This window comes from Microcoleus sp. AT9b-C3 (genome assembly GCF_036705485.1).
In the GTDB taxonomy this organism is placed as follows: Bacteria; Cyanobacteriota; Cyanobacteriia; order Cyanobacteriales; family Microcoleaceae; genus Microcoleus.
Genome location: NZ_JAUBUR010000012.1, coordinates 101,001 through 120,614, shown reverse-complemented (window position 1 = coordinate 120,614; position 19,614 = coordinate 101,001). Strand labels below are relative to the sequence as shown.

Below are 19,614 nucleotides of genomic sequence, written 5' to 3'. Positions count from 1 at the left end.
CTGTTTCCTGCAATTGGCTTTCGAGATTTTGCTTTTCGGTAGCGAGTTGCTGCTGCAAAGAAGCGATCGAACTTTCGCGTTCACTCAACTGCTGCTGTAAACTTTCGTAACTTGACTTTGCTACTGTTTCCTGCAATTGGCTTTCGAGATTTTGCTTTTCAGTAGCGAGTTGCTGCTGCAAAGAAGCGATCAAACTTTCGCGTTCACTCAACTGCTGCTGTAAACTTTCGTAACTTTCTTGCAGCGGATTTGGCTTTACACTCACCGAGTCCGATAGAGTTTCTGCCGTTACAGCCTCATTAAATTCGGTTTCTTCGGCTGTTTCCCCTTGCAAGTGGGCTGCCTCTCCCTCCGTTTCTTCACCTTTTTTCCAAGTGACAGTAACTTCCGTCTTGTCCTTAGAAATATCCAGAGCGCCTTGTGCCAAGCGTTCTAGGAGTTCCGACCTTGATATTCCGAGCTTGCGAGCGATCACGTTTAATCGATCGGCACTTGAAGAAGTCAGCGAAAGTCCGACTTTGACTTTACTTTCTGAATTGGAACTAACTACATTGCGATTTTTTTTGACCATTGGCATTTTCCTCATGCCAACCTACACTTATTAGTGTAGTGGCTGAAGCTTCTATTAAAATTAATTCTTGTTACTTACCAATTGTGCCAGCTTCCGTTCCCAATTGAACAAAAATCCTTGAATATACTCTTGCGTCCATTCCTCGCCGTAGAATCGCTTAAACATTCCCTCGGCCGAGTTTTTTTCGGCATGATACCGCAGATAGCACAGTTGAGCTTGTCAGATATTATCTAACTTTGCGCCCGATTTCACCGGTTCGGCGCGATCGACCAAATCTAAATAAGCCGCCAGAAAGTATTTTGCTATATAAGCCTCATCTCTAAATAGCGGCTGAAAGTCCAAAAGCACCAAAATTTTCTTCTTGCCCAAAGACAAGAGGTGAATTCCCAACAGCGGCAAATCGTAATTGTGAGTCGGATAAATCACGCCACTAAAAAGTTGAGCAGATTCACCCGCATCGATGTAAGTGTAGCGGATTTTCCGTAATTGCCGACAGTCGTAACACCAACTGCCGATAGTAGCGGGGGTTTTGCCCCGGCTGACATTAACTTCCAACGCGGAAGGAATGGGCCGACTTTGCAAATCAAACCTTTGAAACAGCTATTGCTCTAGGTATTCCCAAAAAGGCTGGTACATGGCGAATTAACTCAGATGGCAAAACTAAGAGCGATCGTCAAGCATACCGATCCCCCCTGTCTCGTTTATTAGAAACCAAGTAACAATCCGTAATATTGAGAGGGCGATCGGGCTAATCTGGGGGCTGGTTTAAGAGTTTAAGGTCTGCTTGAGGTTGTAAGCCGTTGTTTTAAAGCGAAGCTTCCAAAGTCGCACCTGCAACCCGATGATCTGGATCTTTTGCCAAATAGCTCACAGCAGCGCGAGCTTGAGGATGGTCAAATTTGCTCAGCGCGCGAGCAACTCGCAGCCGAATTCCCCAGTAATCCGAACTTACTAGAGGTAATAATTGCTGCAATGCCTCTTCTTGCTTATGGGTATTTGCTAGCAGCCCAAATCCGTCAATTGCTGCTTCCTGAACTGGTAAATCTTCGCCGCCAAGAGCGATCGCACAAATTTCAAATACTGCATCAGGACACTGCATTTCATACAGCGGAGCCATGATACTGCGGCGGACGAGCCAATTGTCATCGCGGCGAAAAGCTTCAACTAAATGAGAAATTGCCTCGGTTCCGAACCTTGACAAAGAGTTAGCGGCTTCGGCGCGCACGTTCGGATCGCGATCGAATTGCATCATTTTCAACAGCGCCGCAAAAGCTTCCGCAGTTTGAATCTGCCGCAATCCCATCGCCACCAACGATCGCACCATAAACTCGCGATCGTCCACTTTGCTCAGCAACATCGGTAACGCCACCGCAGAATCGCACTTTCTCAGAGCCGTTACCCCCCGCAGCCTGTCTTGAGAATCCGAACTTTGCAGCGCTGCTTGGATTTCGCTAATTTTCATAAGCCAATTATATATTTTTGTTACTTTTATTTACAATTTTAGCAATTATTCCCGCATTTTGGGCAGATTTAAAAAAATTCACTGCTGAATTAGAAATTTTGTGGGTATTTAAGTAAGCTTTTGTATTAGTAATGAAGGCAATCAGTACCCTATTTATTTGAGTAGGCGGAGGCATCCTTTATTCTTTTTTATAGGTTTTAACAGCCTATTTTTTACAAGCAGCGGCTTGGGTGCCGGGGACAATACAATCACTTTAAACCTCAGATGTCGGACATACAAGCGCAATTTATACCCCTAATTCTCCCGCCCATAAAATCCTAAATGATTGGCAATTGGACGTTCCTGCATGGGAATTTTATTCTGAATCGGAGCATTCAACAGTTTCGCTCCTGACGACGATGCTACTGCAAAAGTTACCGACCCACCGCCATCTAAATTTAGCACTGTCTCGGCTCCCAACTGCATCGAAATATCAGTTATTTCGCTCAATTTCAGCCCTTCACTGTAAAGCCTCTGCTTGCCGTCTGCCAGAATTAACCACAACTTGTCGCCTGTTTTGTCCATCGCCACAACGGCACGGGGATAGGGTTTGTCCTGTTTGCGTTCTTCCTGACTTTGTGCTACGGGTTGGCCATTTTTTACCAGCAAAGTATCTCCGGCAACTGCATAGGCTGTTCCCGCAGGACAAGTGCCGCTTTCGATTATTTGAGCGCGGTTTTTGGTATCAAAACAAAGGGCGGGAAAGCCTGAATGTGGTTGAGAATAAGCTTGACCTTTGGCAATGGCGTGTCCGACATTATTTACTCGATCGCCACTGCGGGGATAGTAATCCCAAGGTGCTTCCTCGATGCAGGGGTAAAAAAAATTGCCGTTAACTGCTAATTGCAATTTAAATTCTTTCAGGAATTCAGTAGCCGTGCGGGCATGGGTTTCTGTTAAATCGGCTGTTGGGTTTCCGGGAGTGACAAAAATTCCTATTCCCGGCGCTTTTAGGTCGATGCTAACAATGTGAATTAGGGTGGGACGCGGATTAGTCCGAAATTCCCGGCGGTAGGCTATTCCTTGAAAGAGCGATCGGGCTTCGTTTGTTTGTTCGGGACGGAAAAAGTAGGGAATGTTGTAGAGTAGTATTGGTGCGAGCAATATTCCGAAACCGAGAATATGCCAAATTTGTTTGAGAGTGGGCCGATAAGTCATAGCATTTTATATTTGAGATGGGGGACGGGAACACTGACAGATTTATATATTTTTAAGCATCCTCTACTAATATGAAGTATTCGGATTCCAATAATTTTAGCAATCAAATTTTACGAAACAGATCGTTCCAAGGACAAGTTCTTAACGGTGCTGATTTTAGCGGCGCGGATGTTAGAGGCTGCAATTTTAGAAATGCTCAGTTAGCGGGTGCGAATTTTATCGGTGCGAAAATCGGGCTTTCTCGGCGACAGATAGCTGTTTTGAGTGCTGGGGCGATCGCGATTTGTTTGGTTGTGGGCGATGTTCTGACTCGACTGATTTTGGGATCTCAAGGACAAGTACCGGGCTCTGGCAGTTGGCCTTTTGTTCTGTTGCTGTACGGGGTTTTGAGCGCTGCTGGTTTCGCTTCGGCGATCGCCAGCAAACAGCCAAAAACTTCAAAAGCGGGTAGATTGGCAAGAACAATTTCTGCTATTCTATCAGGAGCTTTGTTGGGATTTTTTTATGCTGGCACTGCAACTAATAATAATTCCCAGGCTGCTCTTGCTGGAATGGTGATCGGGGGGGTGTTAATGTTTTTTGTGATTTCCCGGATTCATAGCCAATTTGCACAGGTGGCGATCGCATCGGCTGGAAGTGTGGCGACTTACGCAGCGGCTTTTTTGTTCAGTGCAACGGCGAGTGCTTTTCTGAGCACTAACAAACTGTTTTGGGGTATGTGTTTTGGTTTGCTGTCGCTGCTGTATCTTTGGTTTGCGTTTGTCTCTTTCTCGGCGATTGTTCGAGAGATTGGAAATGCTGAGGGTACTTCGTTCAGAGGGGCAAATCTCGCTGATGCTAAGTTCGATATAAATTACCTGTATCTAAAATCTAAAATTTAAAATCTAAAATTCCCAGACTGATATTCAAACAGCAATTGATCCAGCAGAAAGCGACGCTTTGCTGCAAACGGTGAGGGAGCAAATGGCCCTCGCAACTTTTAATCCCAACGACAGCGAACTGCTCAAAAAGATGGTCGAATGTATCGGAGATTCGCAGGGAATGGTGAGGCTGAGTTTAGCCGAAACTCTCGGCTCAATTGGCAAACCTGCAACTCCTTTTTTGCTGGAAGCTCTAGCACATCACCTCAACCCTGTCGTGCGTAGAGCCTCTGCTAAAACGCTGACTCTGATTTGCGAGGATATCGCCCGAACCACGCTGCTAGAAGCTTTTTTACACGATGACGATCGAGTCGGGGGAGGAATAGTGGGATTAAAGACAAAGCCTGCGGTTTCCAACCCCGCCTACACAGACAAAACCCACTTGGAGTGGGTTAAAGAATTTTTACTCGATCGGGCCTTGACGTTATACTCTCATTTTGAGAGTATAAGCATAGTATGCAACCCACACTGTCAACAATTAGTTATCACTATGCAAAACAAAAGAACAAATCAAAGAAAAACAAATGCACCTAATCTCGATCCGGAACATCCGTAAAGATGCTGCCCAGTATCCCGATGTCAAAAATCTAATTGATAGCTGGAACGCAACTGTAAAGCAAGCAGAATGGCTTAATTTGGAGGAGGTTCGCAAGATTTACCGGGATGCCGAAGCAGTAGGAAACTTCACAGTCTTTAATATCAAAGGCAACGAATATCGCCTGATTGTCGGCATCAACTACGACGAGCCAACTATTTTCTACCAATATTTCCTAACCCACGCTGAATACGACAAAGACAAATGGAAAAATGATCCTTACTTTTGATGGAGCCACTTATAGCAAATTGCTTGCAGAAATCGCTCCTAGGGCGATCGAAACCGAAGAGGAATACGATCGCCTCCTGGCTGTGGCAGAACGGCTAACGTTCGCTAAAAACCGCACTCCAGAGGAGAGAGTTTTATACAAGTTGTTAGTCACGCTGATTGAAGTTTATGAGAGAGAAAATTATCCGATGGACAAATCCGAGCCTCATGAGATTTTGCAACACATCATGGAATCCAGCGGCACCCGTCAAGCGGACTTGGTAGGTATCATTGGATCGAGCGGTGTGGTGTCTGAGGTTGTGAATGGGAAAAGAGCGATTAGCAAGGCACAAGCTAAGGCACTAGGCGATTATTTTAAAATCTCACCTAGCTTGTTTATTTAATTTGGAAATTGGGCATTGGGAATAGGGCATTGGTTATTTGTGATTAGAAAAACTACTAACCAGTAACCACTAACTATTACCCATGCCCGGTGCCCCATGCCCGATGCCCATGCCAGAGGCATCTGACCCTAGAAAAGCGATAGCCCTTGAGTTTTCTAACAGAATTCAAGGGCTCTCGCTCTAATCAAAGTATTTATCTCATATCAGAGATTTTTGTTGCAAGCTGTTTTTTTGCCTAAACAGCTTGTTTAACGGAGAGGGAGGGATTCGAACCCTCGTTAAGTTGCCCTAAACACACTTTCCAGGCGTGCGCCTTCAACCGCTCGGCCACCTCTCCAGGGCTAAATTCATTCATTTAGCCACAGCTAAACTATCTTAGCAGAACAAATCTGATTTGGGAAGGGGTAACGGCATAAATTTGCTGTTTAATATGGGTAGGGTCTGAAACGGGCAGGCTTGGGTTCTCCTCCCGGGGTCGCAAACCCATTCATTTCAAGGATCTTGCCCCGCAAACCCCAATCTAAAATCTAAAATCTAAAATTCCATGACTAACTCTTACACAATTAAAATTCATAACAGACAGACAGGCGATCGCCACACAGTGCGAGTACCCGAAGACCGCTATATCCTCCAAAGCGCCGAAAACCAAGGAGTAGAATTGCCCTTTTCCTGCCGCAACGGCGCTTGTACCGCCTGTGCGGTGCGCGTCAATTCGGGGGAACTGCACCAGCCAGAAGCAATGGGGCTTTCTGTGGAACTGCAAAAAGAAGGTTATGCCCTGCTGTGCGTCAGCTATCCCCGTTCCAACATCGAGGTAGAGACGCAAGACGAAGACGAAGTGTACGAACTGCAATTTGGCCGCTACTTCGGCAAAGGTAAAGTTAAAGCCGGTTTGCCGTTGGATGAAGAATAAGGCAATTTGATAAATTATCAATCACCAATTATCCATGCTTTATCGGTTATTTGCGATCGCCCTTTGTCTGTGGTTAGCTAGCTGCCAAAAACCAGAAATGCCCCAAGGTACGATCGCCAAAGTAGAAAGGGCCCTCAGCGGTCAAACAATCGAAGTTATCAGTACAGCCGACAGAATAGCCTTATTAGAACAAATCAGGCTGATTGGTATTGATGCACCGGATTTAAAACAGCAGCCTTGGGGAGAAGCAGCCAAACAAAGACTAGAACAGCTAATTGGGGGAAAGCAGGTATTGTTAGAATCAGACATCGAACAGAAAGACCAGTTCGATCGCAAACTAGCCTACTTGTGGCAAGATAAAAATTTGCTCAACGAACTGCTAGTCAAAGAAGGTTATGCCCTCGCCTCAGTGCGAGCGCCCAACACCAAATATCAGCAGCGACTCGTGAACGCTCAAGAATGGGCGAGACTCATGGGTAAAGGCCTGTGGAATCCAGAACGAGCATTGCGCCAAACTCCCGCAGAATTTCGCCAGCAAAATCGGCAATAGTCAGTTGACAGTTGACAGTTGACAGTTGACAGTTGGCAGTTGACAGTTGACAGTTGGCAGTTGACATTGGAAGCAATTCCCAATTCCCAATTCCCAATTCCCAATTCCCAATTCCCAATTCCCAATGACAGACAATCAACTGCAAAACTTCTTAGAAATAGCCACCGAAGCAGCCCTAGCCGCCGGTTCCGTCCTGCAATCTTTCTGCGGAAAATTAGAAAAAATTCAAGAAAAAGGCCGATCGGGCGATTTAGTCACAGAAGCCGACAAAGCCTCAGAAGCCGTCATCTTAGAAATTCTGGGCCGCCACGTACCCGACCACGCCATCCTCGCCGAAGAATCCGGCAAATTAGGAGATGCCAGCAGCAAATACCTGTGGGCGATCGACCCTTTGGACGGCACAACCAATTATGCTCACCAATATCCTTTTTGGGCCGTGTCGATCGGACTTTTGATCGACGGCATACCACAAATCGGAGTAATTTACGACCCTTTTCATAACGAATTATTTCGGGCAGGCAAAGGATTGGGAGCAACCTGCAACCGTTCGCCGATCGCAGTTTCCCAAATCTCAGAATTGAGAACCAGCTTGCTAGTCAGTGGCTTTGCATACGATCGGCGCGAAACAGCAGACAATAACTATGCCGAATTCTGTCACCTCACCCACCTCACCCAAGGCGTGCGGCGCAGCGGTTCGGCATCCCTAGACCTCGCACACCTGGCGATGGGGCGATCGGACGGATACTGGGAACGGGGACTCTCCCCTTGGGACGTAGCAGCCGGTGTAGTCATCGTCTCCGAAGCCGGAGGTCAAATTACAGCTTATGACGGCAGTGCCTTTGAGATGAACTCAGGTCGGATTTTGGCCACAAACGGCAAAATCCACGCCGAACTCAGCAGCGCACTGCTAGCGGTTCCTCCCTTATCTTCTTGGAAGTAGCGCCCCCCAGCAATAGATCGGGGGTAGTACGGGGGTCACAACCCCTTGACTCAAGCTACATTAAAGAATAGTGAAAAGCCAGGAAAGGAAGAGTAAAAGTTATGTCTTTTGAAATGACAAAAGGGCTGTTCAAGTATGACTTTACAGATCAGCACGCAATTTTGGGAATTCCCTTAGACGCCGAGTTCAACGACATCCGCAAGCGCTACATGAAAATCGCCCGCCGCTTGCATTCGGATACTTGCTCTTTTGAAAGCCAAGCCGATAAAGATTGGGCTAACCAATTTTTGTCAAAAGTAGTCAATCCGGCTTACAACAAATTCTCCAAGGAAAGCGATCGCAAAGAATACAGCCTGCTATTAGCAGCCATCGGCAAGCGCGTCCTTAAAGAACAGGCGAAAATGCAAATTGAAAGCGAAGCAGCTAAACAGTTAGTTACGGCTAAAGATTGGGAAGAAGCTTACAAAACAGCAGTTAGCAAACTCGCTCTCAAGCAGTACGAATCAGTTAAGGAAACGCAAGAGGCGATCGATCAAATTAGCGAACTTAACATGGTTTACCTGCTGCGAAAAGAGCGGGTTGGTGGTGTTGGGGTTACACCCGCTTCACCCATAAAAGATGCAACCCCAACCCCAACCCCAACCCCAACCCCAACCCCAACCCCAACCCCAACAAAAATTCCGGTAATAGACTCGCAGACCGAATCCTATTGCCGCCGAGCTCAAGGATTCATGGACAGCAAAAGTTACGCCAAAGCAATTTTAGAGTTGAAAGAAGCGGTGAAACGCGATCCGAAACACAGCCAGGCCCACGCTTTGTTAGCAATGTGTTACATTGAACAAAATCAAGCCACAATGGCAAAAATTGAGATGAACAAAGCTTTGGCATCAAATCCTGAAGAACCGACGGCTTTGGAGGTTAAGAAAAAGCTGGAACAAGCTGCCGCCAAGGCCAAAAAAAGTGACGAGAAACCCGGATTTTTTGCAAGTTTGTTTGGCGGGAAGAAGAAGTGAGAAGTTGTGATTTGTGAGTCTTGAATATTTAGAAACGGGTGAACTGCACAGCAGTGGAGTGCGATCAAGCAAAATAATCAAGACTTGGTGATATCAAATCCGGTGACATCGGAATTATACCGTCAGTGCGATCGTCCCGCGAGATCGGGTGATCCAGAAAGAACGGGACGATCGCGCTGACGCAAGAAAATGATGATTCCCATGCAAACCAAAACGCTATCACGCCTTAATTTGTTAAAGTCGAAGGTTAAGCTTGCCTGCTTCGACTTTAACACCGTCCATAAAGCTAAGCTTCTAAGCCCAGTCTAAAATCTAAAATCTAAAATCTAAAATTGATATGACACCTTAATTTGTTAAAGTCGAATGTTAAGCTTGCCTCGTTAGACTTTAACACCGTCCATAAAGCTAAGCTTCTAAGCCCAATCTAAAATCTTCTAAAGTCTAAAATCTAAAATTGATATGGTTCACCAACCCCCATCCGGTGCAAGAGATTTATTGCCCCTTGACGTTGCTCAAAAAATTTCGATCGAACGGCGCTTGCAGCAGGTTTTTCACCGCTGGGGCTATCACCGGATTATTACTTCTACTCTAGAAAGGCTGGAGACATTGATGGCTGGGGGTGCGATCGACCGATCGACCTTAATTCAACTCCAAGACGCGGAGGATGGAGAACTTGGCTTGCGGCCGGAATTGACAGCATCCATCGCCCGCGCGGCTGCGATGCGGATGGCCGGGACTCGCTGGCAGCCGTTTCGCCTCTACTACAACGCCAACGTGTTCCGCAAAGGCCCCGATACTGGCTCAGGCGGGCAACAGGAGTTCTATCAAGCTGGGGTAGAACTGCTCGGCGCGGGGGGGGCGGTTGCGGATGCGGAAGTCCTGCTGCTGCTGTCTGAGTGCTTGCAGAGCTTGGAAATTGATGACTGGCATTTGGTTTTGGGAGAAGCGGGCTTGACTGCAACATTGCTAGAACCGTTTCCGCCAAATGTGCGCCAGAAAGTTCGGGGGGCGATCGCCAATCTCGATCGAATTGCCTTGGAAACTTTGCCGCTGTCAACGGAATTGCGAGAAAGAGCTCTGCTGTTATTTGACTTGCGCGGCCGGCCAGAAGAGGTGTTGCCAATTGTTGCCAAGCTGGATTTAGATTTGCCACAGCAAGCCGCCTTAAATAATCTCAAATCGGCGATCGAATTGCTGCACAAATGCCAGTCAAAAATTCCCAATCTCAAATCCCACATTCACCTCGATTTGAGTTTAATTCAAACATTTGACTACTACACTGGAATTGTGTTTGAAGTTGTCAGCAGCAGCAAGACTGGACAGCGAGTTTTAGGACAAGGAGGACGCTACGACCAACTGTTGGGACTGTTCGACCCGCAAGGGCAAAATTCCCCCGGCATCGGGTTTTGTCTGAATATTGAAGATTTGCACCAAGTTTTGCTGACAGAGGGGCAATTGCCCACCCAGACGCCAGCTAGCGACTGGTTGGTTGTGGCTCAAACTCCTGAAGCTAGTGCCGCCGCGTTTGCTTACGCTCGCAAACTCCGAGACTCTACTCACCTAGTTCGGGTGGAAATAGATTTGGAGAGTCGGGAGACGGAGGAGGCGGCGCGGGAATACGCGCGCGATCGACGAATTGCTCAAATTGCTTGGGTAAATGCCGAAGGATTGCCAACAATTGAAACGGTAAATTAGCCTCATTGGTAATTGGTAATTAGTAGTTGGTAATTGGTTAAAAATCACCGGATATGATATTATGTATCCTGCTGATTCAGAGAAGGTTTTGCCAATTACTAATTGCTAATTCCCTATCTACCTAAAATGTTTTGAGAGAACACTATGGCACACACTATTGTTACGAATATTTGCGAGGGAATTGCTGATTGTGTCGGCGCCTGTCCGGTTGCTTGCATTCACCCCGGCCCCGGCAAAAATGTCAAGGCTACTGATTGGTTTTGGATTGATTTTGATACCTGCATTGACTGTGGCATTTGTTTGCAGGTTTGTCCTGTCGAAGGTGCGATCATTCCCGATGAACGCCCTGAGTTGCAGCAAACTCCGACTTGATTGGATTAATTAACTTCATCGGTAAGGTGCGCTGCGGCGCACCCTACATTTTTTTATGAACCGCAGAGGGCGCAGAGGACACAGAGAAGAAGAGTGAGAAAGAGCCTAAAAATCTAACGTTTAGATATTTAAGTGCAGGTAATTAATTATGTTATTTTTAGATCCAAAAACCCTCGAACCTGCTATCGAACAGCGCCTTATTTTATATGAGGTGAGTTGGGAGCAATACGAGCAGCTTTCTGATATGTTTGTCGATGAATTCCCCAGGATGACTTACTTGGAAGGAACGTTAGAAATTATCATGACGACTTCGCCAGAATATGAAAGGCTTAAAACAATTATTGCCCGGTTGATAGAAACCTATGCAGTTGAAAGGCTAATTAATCTCAACGGTTACGGAAGTGCTACATTTCGCCGCGAAGCTGTGAGACGGGGTGCGGAACCAGATGAGTGTTACTGTTTAGGTTTACTTGCAGAAGTCCCAGATATTGTGATAGAAATTGCTCTAACTAGCGGCGGTGTTGACAAGCTGGATGTGTATCGCGGTTTGCAGGTTCCTGAAGTCTGGTTTTGGGCTAAGGATCAATTTTCTCTTTACCGCTTGCGGGAGTCTGGTTATGAGTTAATTTCGAGGAGTGAATTTTTGCCTGAGTTAGACTTTTCTTTATTGAGTCAATATGTAGGATATGTTAACCAGACTGAAGCTGTTATTGCTTATAGAACTGTTTTGCAAACAGCTACAGGAATGTCAAATCAATAGACATCTCCAGAAAAGCCAGTATTGAACAGGCATTCCGGCCTGTTCCACAATTAAAAAAAAGCCCGTGAAGCGTAGCTATCCCGCAGGGAATCGCACTTTACAAAAAAAACTACAATAAAATCCTATGCAGCCGATCGCACTTTCCGACTCTCACATTTTATCTATCCGCACCCACGGCGAAAGCGCTTATCCTGAAGAATGCTGCGGTTTGTTGCTGGGTAGAGTTACTGGCGATGTTAAAACTTTGGTAGAAGTTTGGCCGACTGAGAATGCTTGGAGTGCGGAAGCAGAGGAGAATTGGCCGGAACAAAAAGACTTGACAGAAAGACGCCGATATGCTATTAGACCCGAAGATATGTTGCGGGCGATGAAACATGGGCGCGATCGCAATTTAGACATCATCGGCATATATCATTCTCACACCGATTGTCCCGCAGTGCCCTCAGAGTGCGATCGAACATTGGCCTGGGCCGAATACTCTTACATCATTGTGTCAGTCCGACAAGGCTGTTCAGAAGACCTCCGCAGTTGGAGTCTTGACGGAGAGGGGAACTTTCAAGCAGAGGAAATTCTCGCACAGGAACCGACTGAGATTAAGAAATAATTAGTAAAAATAACAAACAGGTAAAAATGCGAAAGATTCAGATAGGATATAATTCAAAATCTGCGCTACACACAATATCATGCTAAATCCTAATCTGGACGAGATCCAGCTCAACAAACAAGAATACGAACGCTACTCTCGCCACCTGATCCTCCCAGAAGTTGGATTGGATGGGCAGAAGCGTCTCAAAGCTGCCAGTGTGCTCTGCATCGGTACGGGAGGTCTCGGTTCGCCGCTGCTGCTGTATTTAGCAGCGGCCGGTGTTGGCCGCATTGGGATTGTAGACTTTGATGTTGTAGACCATTCCAATTTGCAGCGGCAAGTAATTCACGGCACTTCTTGGGTTGGGAAACCGAAGATTGAGTCGGGTAAAAATCGGATTTTAGAAATTAATCCTTTTTGCCAAGTTGATTTGTACGAGACTCGCGTTAGTTCCGAAAATGCGATCGACATTGCCACTCCTTACGATATCATCATCGACGGTACGGACAATTTCCCGACTCGCTATTTGATGAACGACGTTTGCGTGCTTTTAAACAAGCCCAACGTCTACGGTTCCATCTTCCGATTTGAAGGGCAAGCAACAGTTTTCAACTACGAAGGCGGCCCGAATTACCGCGATTTGTACCCAGAACCCCCGCCTCCTGGGATGGTTCCTTCTTGTGCAGAAGGCGGCGTTTTAGGCGTTTTGTGCGGAGTTGTCGGTTCTATCCAAGCAACGGAAGCTATCAAGATTATCTTGGGTCAAGGCACTACTTTGAGCGGCAGACTGTTGCTTTACAATGCCTTAGACATGACGTTCCGGCAATTGAAACTACGCCCGAATCCAGTGCGCCCGGTAATTGAAAAGTTAATCGATTACGAAGAATTCTGCGGCTTTAATAAAGCAAAAGCCGAGGAAGCGGAACAACAGAAAATCCCTGAGATGACTGTCAAAGAACTTAAGGAATTAATCGACAGCGGTGCGAAGGATTTTGTATTGTTAGATGTTCGCAATCCCAACGAGTATCAAATTTGTCAAATTCCTGGGTCGGTTTTGGTTCCTTTGCCGGATATCGAACACGGCGCAGGTGTCGCTAAGGTCAAGGAATTGTTGAACGGCCACCGCTTGATTGCACACTGCAAAATGGGCGGACGTTCTGCGAAGGCTTTGGGGATTTTGAAGGAAGCGGGAATTGAGGGGATTAATGTTAAGGGCGGGATTACTGCTTGGAGTGAAGAAGTAGACCCATCTGTACCTCAATATTAAGATCAATCTTTTTCTGGGCGGGTGATTTGCCCGCCCGGAACCGGGATGATTAGACTTCTTGCACTCATTCCCAAACAATCTCAAAATTATCTGCGTTAATCTGTGTTTATCTGCCTTGAATCTGCGGTTTCCGTATTAATCAAGGATTTATGCAATTCAAGTCTATTGCGGCGGCAACTGCTTATTTTTACCGAGTAGATTCTTGAACTTACCTAGTAGATTCTTGGAATTTGCACCCAACATCACCACACTCCAAACCACAACCCCCGCACCGATACTAATCAACAATACGAAGGCAAAAGAATTAATTCCCACCTTCAGGAAAGGTACAGCAACCATCTGATTCGGCGGGTCTTGTTTAATCAAATAAGGAGAACTGCCAGCCACTACCCCGGCTACTCCCAAACCAAAGCCGACAGCTTGAATCGTGACTTCTAATTTTGCATCTCGATAAGCTTCTTCAATGGCGACAACTCCTCGAATTGCTTCCATTGCTTTGTCTAGCAAGCCTGTGCCGTGTTTGAAGTAGCCTAAGTCGGCTTTGATTTGTTCTTCAAACTGCGGGCAATTTTCTTTGCTGAATAATTCTAAAAAGCTTAAATTGCAATCACTATCATTGTACTTTTTGCTTGATTTTAAGTCAAGACTTATTTGATTTAATTTAGCTTGGTAATTTTTGGCATTAATTGCGATCGTATTTTGGCGCAATTCCAAGTCCATCAGCAACCGCGCATAATTCACAGCGCGAGGCGGCATCTCGATTGTCTGACGTTCCAGATGTTCTAGTTCCTCTTGTTTTAAACCCGCACCTTTCAATTGCCTCTGCTGAGTTCGATCTCGCTGCAAATACTTAAAAGTCGCGTCGATATTGAGTTCAATGTGTTTGTATTCCTCGCGAGTCACCAAGTAAGTTTTGCGGGTATCGCGATAAGCGCGAAGAATCTTATTGCGGTACAAAAACAACTCGACAAAATCGCTGTACCGCGTCTTATCCCAGATTTCATCAGTTGTAGAACTGTGGAAAAACCAGACTATAATGTGGCATTCAGTATCTGGCCGACTGGGGTGGCCGTATTCTAAAATCGGGCTGCCGAATAACTCGCCTTGACGGTAAAAACTCGGCAGATTGTCACCGGAAATGAATTTTTCTAGACACTGTTGGGCTAATTTTTTTAGAAACAGCGCATCTTCCCGCGCCGCTTGATTTTGTTCTACACTCAGCCAAGCCGTAAGCAGCAGAGTTTGACCGAAATAGCTTTGCACAAAATCCGGCAGCAAGCAGTTATCGGGATTAAATTCCTTGAAGATGCTAACATCGACAGCGGGGGTTTTATTGCCGTCAATTTTTTCGGGAACGCGAATTTGTAAACCCAAGGCATAGCTGTCATCAATCCGCAGCGGTTGGGCAAAACCTTTGAGATTTATTTGCTGGTTGTCAAGGGAAATATTCTTAGCAAAAGCCAGAGAATTTCGGCCGCCGACAACTTGTTTGTTAATCAGGTTGACTCGCCATCCGGCAGGTTCGTCTTTTTTGGACAAGTAGCTGCCGTTGAATGCCGTACCGACTGCTAATTTAGCTTGCAATATCTCGTTGCACTTTTCCCAGAGTTTGGCGAATTCTTCAGGGGAAATCGACTCTGTTTCTAGGGGTTTGCAGAGGTGATAGGCAAATAGATAGACGTTGGGGGCATAGATTTTACTATTTTGAGTCATTGTCTGTATTTGATTGATTCTCTGCATCGAGTTCTTTTTGAAGTTTTTTGTAGCTATCTTCAATGCTTTGACGCAAAACTTGAGTGATATTGGTTAGCGGCTGCATTGTAGTTGGGGTGGGTTCGCCTCCATCGTCGATATCTTTCCGCACTTTATCTCTTAAAGTTTCTCCCAATCCATGATTGGCGCACCACTTGCTAATAGTCATGGCAATGGGAAATAATTCATCATCGGCTGATTCTGCTATTTCTGTCTCTAGTTTGGGTAAATCTTGCCATGCTGTCGGCATGAAAATGCTCGGATTTTCGTGCAGCCATTGGAGAAAAGCATTGATAATTTTGTCAGGTTCCATTGTAATTACTCCCGTGATTAAAAAATATAAATTCGTAAAGGCGGGTTTCACCAACCATAATCGCCTGAAATCGACAATCTCAAAAACCTGCCCCCACCATACGAAAAATCATCATCTACATCTTAACATTCGATGCAAATTTCAGGTTGATGTGGGTTATTGGTGGGGTGGGGGCGGGTTTATCTAGATTGTTGGTCATCGTTATATATTGTTTGTAAAACCCGCCCCTACCAAATTTTGATAGCACACCTAACTTAATATCCCGTAGCACAGAATGCCGCCCAATACTTGGGATGGCTAAACGGCTGTTCTTCTGGGGATAATACTAACCACAGTTCCACACTTTGCCGCGATTTTTTATCTAAATTTAAAGATTTAACCCAAACTTCAAAATCTTCGCGTCTGACTGCGCGCATCCAGTTTTGGGCGGCGTTCAAAGCGACTGCTACTGATACTTCAGGTTGCAATTCCTGATAAAATTTTATCATTAAAATCGCCGTCGCAAAATCATCGACCGACCACAATGTGCTCACAACATTCATACTCCCAGCATACAAGAAGCCGCTGGGTAAACCAATGTATTCATCTGTCATTGTTGTTGACTGGGTTAAGCCGGTTTCGCAGGCGGAGAGTGTCACGAGATTGCACCTACTTAACTCTAAATTGGCAAAGATTTCTCGCAAGGTTAGGCATTTTTCCGGGTTGGCTTTTCGCCCGCTTCGCATTGTCACATAGCGCGGAGTTTCGACCCCATCCTCTTGAAGCCCCCCCTTAGCAAGGGGGGGTTGGGGGGGGTTAATTTCGGGGATTGGTGGCGGGTTAATTTCTGAGGTTGATTCGATGGAATCGGCTAGGGCTAGTAGGGATAGCAGCGGATAGTCAAAGTTAAAGACTCCGTGGCAGGAAAAGTGGATGTAGCTGGCATTAGAGAGGTTTTTGAGGTTTTCGTTGAAGGCGATTTTTGTGGCTTGTTGTTTGATTAAGATGTCATGGGGATTGAATCTTTGTTTAATAATTTCTACTTCCATGTCGGCGTTTGACAAATCTTCGGTGGAATTCTGAATCGCAAATAATGGTTGCAATTCGGGGGCGGGAGATGTGCGGGTTTTGCTGCGGTTTTGTACGAGTTGCAGCAGTTGCAAACTGGGGGCGTATTTCACGCCGTCGGGGAAGCAGTCTAGGAGGTATTTCGTAGGGGCTGTGCCCCCGTGCCCGCCTTCTGATGTGAATGGTAGGGCGTGGAGGGGGAATAGGTGCAGGTAGCGGTGAGGTACTAATATTAGTTGGTGGCAATCATTGGGGATTTTGGCGACTATCTCGTTTAGCCGCAAGATTTCGGAGAGTTTTTGGAGTTTTGCGGATAAGGTTTGTTGCCAGATTTTTTGTTTGGTTTTGTCGCGGTATTCGTTGAGATAGTCGTTTTTCCAGGTTTCTAATTCGGCTAATTCGGCGGCGGTGATTGGTACTAAGTCTATTTTGTTGTGGGTGATGATGAAGGCTGATCCCCCCCAGCCCCCCTTCTTAAGGGGGGAGTTAGAGTAGTCGGGGTTTTCGGAGGTGTTGGAGTTGCCGATGTACCATTCTACAATTGCTATTTTTGTGTCTAATGTTTTCTGGAATTCGCCGATGTTTATGGGTTTGACTGCTTGGGTTAAAACAAATTCGGGTTCGCGCTGTTTTATCTGTTGCAGCAATTGTTCTAATTGCTGCAATGCTGTTGCTAAGTTGTCTGTTTGTTGTTGCAGTGATTCGGGGCTTAGATTGCGGGTTTGAGTTGTGCGTTGTGTATCGGAGTCTTCTGGAACCCCCTTAGCAAAGGGGGGAGAAAGAGTGGGAGAGGATGATTCTGTTTCTAGGGATTGTTGGGCGGTGGCGATTTGGCGGCGCAAGTCTCTCAGTTGCTGTTTCTCGGTTTCGGTGGCGGTTTTGGGATAGATTTCGCTGTTGGTGAAGAGTTCGACTAGGTAGCGGGATTTGCTGCGTTCTAAGGTTTGGACTGCTTTGTGATATTGTTTGTGGTTGATGCAGGATTGCATCATTTTTTCGTAAATGTTGAGGTTTTCTTCTATTATTTCTCGTTTGCGGGTTTGGGATGTTACCCACTCGCGGCTTTGTTCGACTGCTTCGATGGCTTTTTCGTAGCCGAAGATGGCTGTTTCCCACAAACTTTCTGCAAATCCTAAATTACCTAAGTTTTGCCCTGTGTTCAGACAGTTAAGGGGTAAGATGGTAGGAGTGTAAACTTGTAAAGCAGCTTCATAAAATGCGATCGCCCTTTCGATATTATCACCCCGTTCTCCTTTGATTCTGGTAGAGTAAGCAATTCCTAAATTATTTTGAGTATCAGCCCAATGTTGCGGGGAAGCAGGGCGGGTACAAACTTCTAAAGCTCCTTCATAAAGTGCGATCGCCTTTTCGATATTTTCACCCCGTTCTCCTTTGATTCTGTAACTGTAAGCATTTGCCAAATTATGTTGAGTACCTGCCCATTGCTCCGGGAAAGCAGGGCGGGTGTAAACTTCACTAGCTGCTTCATAAAATGCGATCGCCTTTTCGATATTATCACCCTCTTCACCTTTGATTCTGCTATAGTAAGCAATTGCCAAATTATGTTGAGTCATCGCCCATTGTTCCGGGAAAGCAGGGCGGGTGTAAACTTCACTAGCTGCTTGATAAAATGCGATCGCCTTTTCGATATTCTCAGCCCGTTCTCCTTTGATTCGCTCACTGTAAGCAGTTGCCAAATTATTTTGAGTCCCAGCCCAATCTTGGGGAAAAGCATCGCGGGTGCGAACTTGTAAAGCTGCTTCAGAAAATGCAATCGCCCTTTCGATATTCTCACCCCGTTCACCTTTGATTCTCCTATAGTAAGCATTTGCCAAATTATGTTGAGTCATCGCCCATTGTTCTGGGAAAGCAGGGCGGGTGTAAACTTCACTAGCTGCTTCAGAAAATGCGATCGCCTTTTCGATATTCTCAGCCCGTTCACCTTTGATTCGGTCACTGTAAGCAGCAGCCAAATTATTTTGAGTCATCGCCCATTGTTCGGGGAAAACAGGGCGAGTAAGAACTTCACTAGCTGCTTCAGAAAATACGATCGCCTTTTCGATATTCTCACCGCGTTCTCCTTTGATTCTATCTTTGTAAGCATTTGCCAAATTATTTTGAGTCATCGCCCAATTTTGCGGGAAAGCATGGCGGGTGTAAACTTGTAAAGCTGCTTGATAAAATGCGATCGCCTTTTCGATATTCTCACCCCGTTCTCCTTTGATTCTGTCACTGTAAGCAGTTGCCAAATTATTTTGAGTCATCGCCCAATGTTGCGGGAAAGCAGGGCGGGTAAGAACTTCACTAGCTGCTTCAAAAAAGGCGATCGCCTTTTCGATATTCTCACCCCGTTCTCCTTTGATTCTGCTATAGTAAGCAGCAGCCAAATTATTTTGAGTTAGCGCCCAATTTTGCGGGAAAGCAGGGCGGGTGTAAACTTCACTAGCTGCTTGATAAAATGCGATCGCCTTTTCGATATTCTCACCACGTTCTCCTTTGATTCTGTTACGGTAAGCTTCTCCCAAATTATTTTGAGTCATAGCCCATTGTTCCGGGAAAGCAGGGCGGGTATGAACTTGACTAGCAGCTTCATAAAAGGCGATAGCCTTTTCTAGATTATCCTGCCTTTCTCCTTTGATTCTGTCCGTGTAAGCAGTTCCTAAACTATTTTGAAGAGTTCCCCATTTTTGGGGATCATCATATCGGTTAAAAATTTTCAGTCCCACCTCATATCCTGCAATGGCAATTTCCATATTGCTCCTTGGGCTACCCAGTGGAAAATCTTGAATCAAGTTACTGAAGTTTAAAATATTAATAATAATGTCTCTAGCGTGGCGGAAATTATTTTCTGCTATGATTTTAGTTGCCCATTTACGCAAAAAATCCGCAAAGTCATCATCTATCCGTTTTTCCTTGGATTTCAGGATGGCGATTTGTGCTTCCTCGTTGGGGGAGTTAATCAGGGATTCGATCAAGTCGAAATAAGTTTGTTTTTTGCTTTTCATTGCACTATCCATGTTTGGGATATTGTACATTTTTTCTGGACTCGG

21 protein-coding genes and 1 tRNA gene are annotated in these 19,614 nt (G+C 45.8%); 13 read left to right on the top strand and 9 right to left on the bottom strand.

The window, feature by feature from the left end; genetic code table 11:
- From QUB77_RS13650 to QUB77_RS13630, 5 genes are all read right to left on the bottom strand, one after another.
- Positions 1–571 (bottom strand): ribbon-helix-helix protein, CopG family (locus QUB77_RS13650; RefSeq protein ID WP_333173617.1); only part of this gene is annotated, 571 nt, incomplete at its 3' end.
- A gap of 60 nt (positions 572–631) precedes the next feature.
- Positions 632–781: a hypothetical protein gene (locus QUB77_RS13645; RefSeq protein WP_333173759.1), complete on the bottom strand. Its 150-nt coding sequence runs from the start codon at positions 779–781 to the stop codon at positions 632–634.
- A 9-nt stretch (positions 782–790) separates the two neighbouring features.
- Positions 791–1,153, bottom strand: coding sequence for a hypothetical protein (locus QUB77_RS13640; protein ID WP_333173613.1), 363 nt, complete (start codon positions 1,151–1,153; stop codon positions 791–793).
- 223 nt (positions 1,154–1,376) lie between these two features.
- Positions 1,377–2,033, bottom strand: coding sequence for a HEAT repeat domain-containing protein (locus QUB77_RS13635; RefSeq protein ID WP_333173610.1), 657 nt, complete (start codon positions 2,031–2,033; stop codon positions 1,377–1,379).
- Positions 2,034–2,327: 294 nt separating this feature from the next.
- On the bottom strand, positions 2,328–3,230 hold the full coding sequence (locus QUB77_RS13630; RefSeq protein ID WP_333173608.1) for a phosphodiester glycosidase family protein: 903 nt from the start codon (positions 3,228–3,230) through the stop codon (positions 2,328–2,330).
- A gap of 71 nt (positions 3,231–3,301) precedes the next feature.
- Between QUB77_RS13630 and QUB77_RS13625 the strand changes: the two genes are divergently transcribed.
- The 4 genes from QUB77_RS13625 to QUB77_RS13610 all read left to right on the top strand — a co-directional run bounded on the left by QUB77_RS13625 (position 3,302) and on the right by QUB77_RS13610 (position 5,356).
- Positions 3,302–4,111 (top strand): pentapeptide repeat-containing protein, encoded by an 810-nt coding sequence (locus QUB77_RS13625; protein WP_333173606.1) that lies wholly within the window; start codon positions 3,302–3,304, stop codon positions 4,109–4,111.
- A gap of 82 nt (positions 4,112–4,193) precedes the next feature.
- Entirely contained in the window at positions 4,194–4,706 is a 513-nt protein-coding gene (locus QUB77_RS13620) for a HEAT repeat domain-containing protein (RefSeq protein WP_333173604.1), read from the top strand.
- On the top strand, positions 4,675–4,974 hold the full coding sequence (locus tag QUB77_RS13615) for a type II toxin-antitoxin system HigB family toxin (RefSeq protein ID WP_333173602.1): 300 nt from the start codon (positions 4,675–4,677) through the stop codon (positions 4,972–4,974). Before QUB77_RS13620 ends, QUB77_RS13615 begins: the two co-directional genes overlap by 32 nt.
- The gene (locus QUB77_RS13610; RefSeq protein ID WP_333173600.1) at positions 4,958–5,356 is read left to right on the top strand and encodes a transcriptional regulator; all 399 of its coding nucleotides are present in this window, start codon (positions 4,958–4,960) and stop codon (positions 5,354–5,356) included. The genes QUB77_RS13615 and QUB77_RS13610 overlap by 17 nt, the downstream gene beginning before the upstream one ends.
- Positions 5,357–5,608: 252 nt before the next feature.
- Here QUB77_RS13610 and QUB77_RS13605 read toward each other — a convergent pair.
- A tRNA-Ser gene (locus QUB77_RS13605) sits at positions 5,609–5,693 on the bottom strand.
- A 207-nt stretch (positions 5,694–5,900) separates the two neighbouring features.
- On the opposite strand from QUB77_RS13605, the gene QUB77_RS13600 reads away from it, so the two are divergent.
- From QUB77_RS13600 to moeB, 9 genes are all read left to right on the top strand, one after another.
- The gene (locus QUB77_RS13600) at positions 5,901–6,269 is read left to right on the top strand and encodes a 2Fe-2S iron-sulfur cluster-binding protein (protein ID WP_333040827.1); all 369 of its coding nucleotides are present in this window, start codon (positions 5,901–5,903) and stop codon (positions 6,267–6,269) included.
- 34 nt (positions 6,270–6,303) lie between these two features.
- Entirely contained in the window at positions 6,304–6,819 is a 516-nt protein-coding gene (locus tag QUB77_RS13595) for a thermonuclease family protein (RefSeq protein ID WP_333173598.1), read from the top strand.
- A 124-nt stretch (positions 6,820–6,943) separates the two neighbouring features.
- A complete protein-coding gene (locus QUB77_RS13590; RefSeq protein WP_333173595.1) occupies positions 6,944–7,759 on the top strand; it encodes an inositol monophosphatase family protein in 816 nt (271 codons plus the stop codon).
- 101 nt (positions 7,760–7,860) lie between these two features.
- Positions 7,861–8,772: a tetratricopeptide repeat protein gene (locus QUB77_RS13585; protein WP_333173592.1), complete on the top strand. Its 912-nt coding sequence runs from the start codon at positions 7,861–7,863 to the stop codon at positions 8,770–8,772.
- 459 nt (positions 8,773–9,231) lie between these two features.
- The gene (locus tag QUB77_RS13580; protein WP_333173588.1) at positions 9,232–10,467 is read left to right on the top strand and encodes an ATP phosphoribosyltransferase regulatory subunit; all 1,236 of its coding nucleotides are present in this window, start codon (positions 9,232–9,234) and stop codon (positions 10,465–10,467) included.
- A gap of 144 nt (positions 10,468–10,611) precedes the next feature.
- Positions 10,612–10,839, top strand: a complete 228-nt coding sequence (locus tag QUB77_RS13575) for a ferredoxin family protein (RefSeq protein ID WP_333173585.1) — start codon at positions 10,612–10,614, stop codon at positions 10,837–10,839.
- Positions 10,840–10,987: 148 nt separating this feature from the next.
- Positions 10,988–11,599, top strand: a complete 612-nt coding sequence (locus tag QUB77_RS13570; protein WP_333173582.1) for a Uma2 family endonuclease — start codon at positions 10,988–10,990, stop codon at positions 11,597–11,599.
- A 124-nt stretch (positions 11,600–11,723) separates the two neighbouring features.
- Positions 11,724–12,203 carry a M67 family metallopeptidase gene (locus tag QUB77_RS13565; RefSeq protein ID WP_333173580.1) on the top strand — a complete coding sequence of 160 codons (480 nt, stop codon included), beginning with the start codon at positions 11,724–11,726 and terminating at the stop codon, positions 12,201–12,203.
- A gap of 79 nt (positions 12,204–12,282) precedes the next feature.
- A complete protein-coding gene (moeB, locus tag QUB77_RS13560; RefSeq protein ID WP_333173578.1) occupies positions 12,283–13,452 on the top strand; it encodes a molybdopterin-synthase adenylyltransferase MoeB in 1,170 nt (389 codons plus the stop codon).
- A 162-nt stretch (positions 13,453–13,614) separates the two neighbouring features.
- On the opposite strand, the gene QUB77_RS13555 is transcribed toward moeB, so the two are convergent.
- From QUB77_RS13555 to QUB77_RS13545, 3 genes are all read right to left on the bottom strand, one after another.
- On the bottom strand, positions 13,615–15,165 hold the full coding sequence (locus QUB77_RS13555; RefSeq protein ID WP_333173576.1) for a hypothetical protein: 1,551 nt from the start codon (positions 15,163–15,165) through the stop codon (positions 13,615–13,617).
- A complete protein-coding gene (locus tag QUB77_RS13550; RefSeq protein ID WP_333173574.1) occupies positions 15,152–15,517 on the bottom strand; it encodes a hypothetical protein in 366 nt (121 codons plus the stop codon). Before QUB77_RS13550 ends, QUB77_RS13555 begins: the two co-directional genes overlap by 14 nt.
- Positions 15,518–15,771: 254 nt before the next feature.
- Positions 15,772–19,569: a CHAT domain-containing protein gene (locus QUB77_RS13545; RefSeq protein WP_333173570.1), complete on the bottom strand. Its 3,798-nt coding sequence runs from the start codon at positions 19,567–19,569 to the stop codon at positions 15,772–15,774.
- Positions 19,570–19,614: the final 45 nt, after the last annotated feature.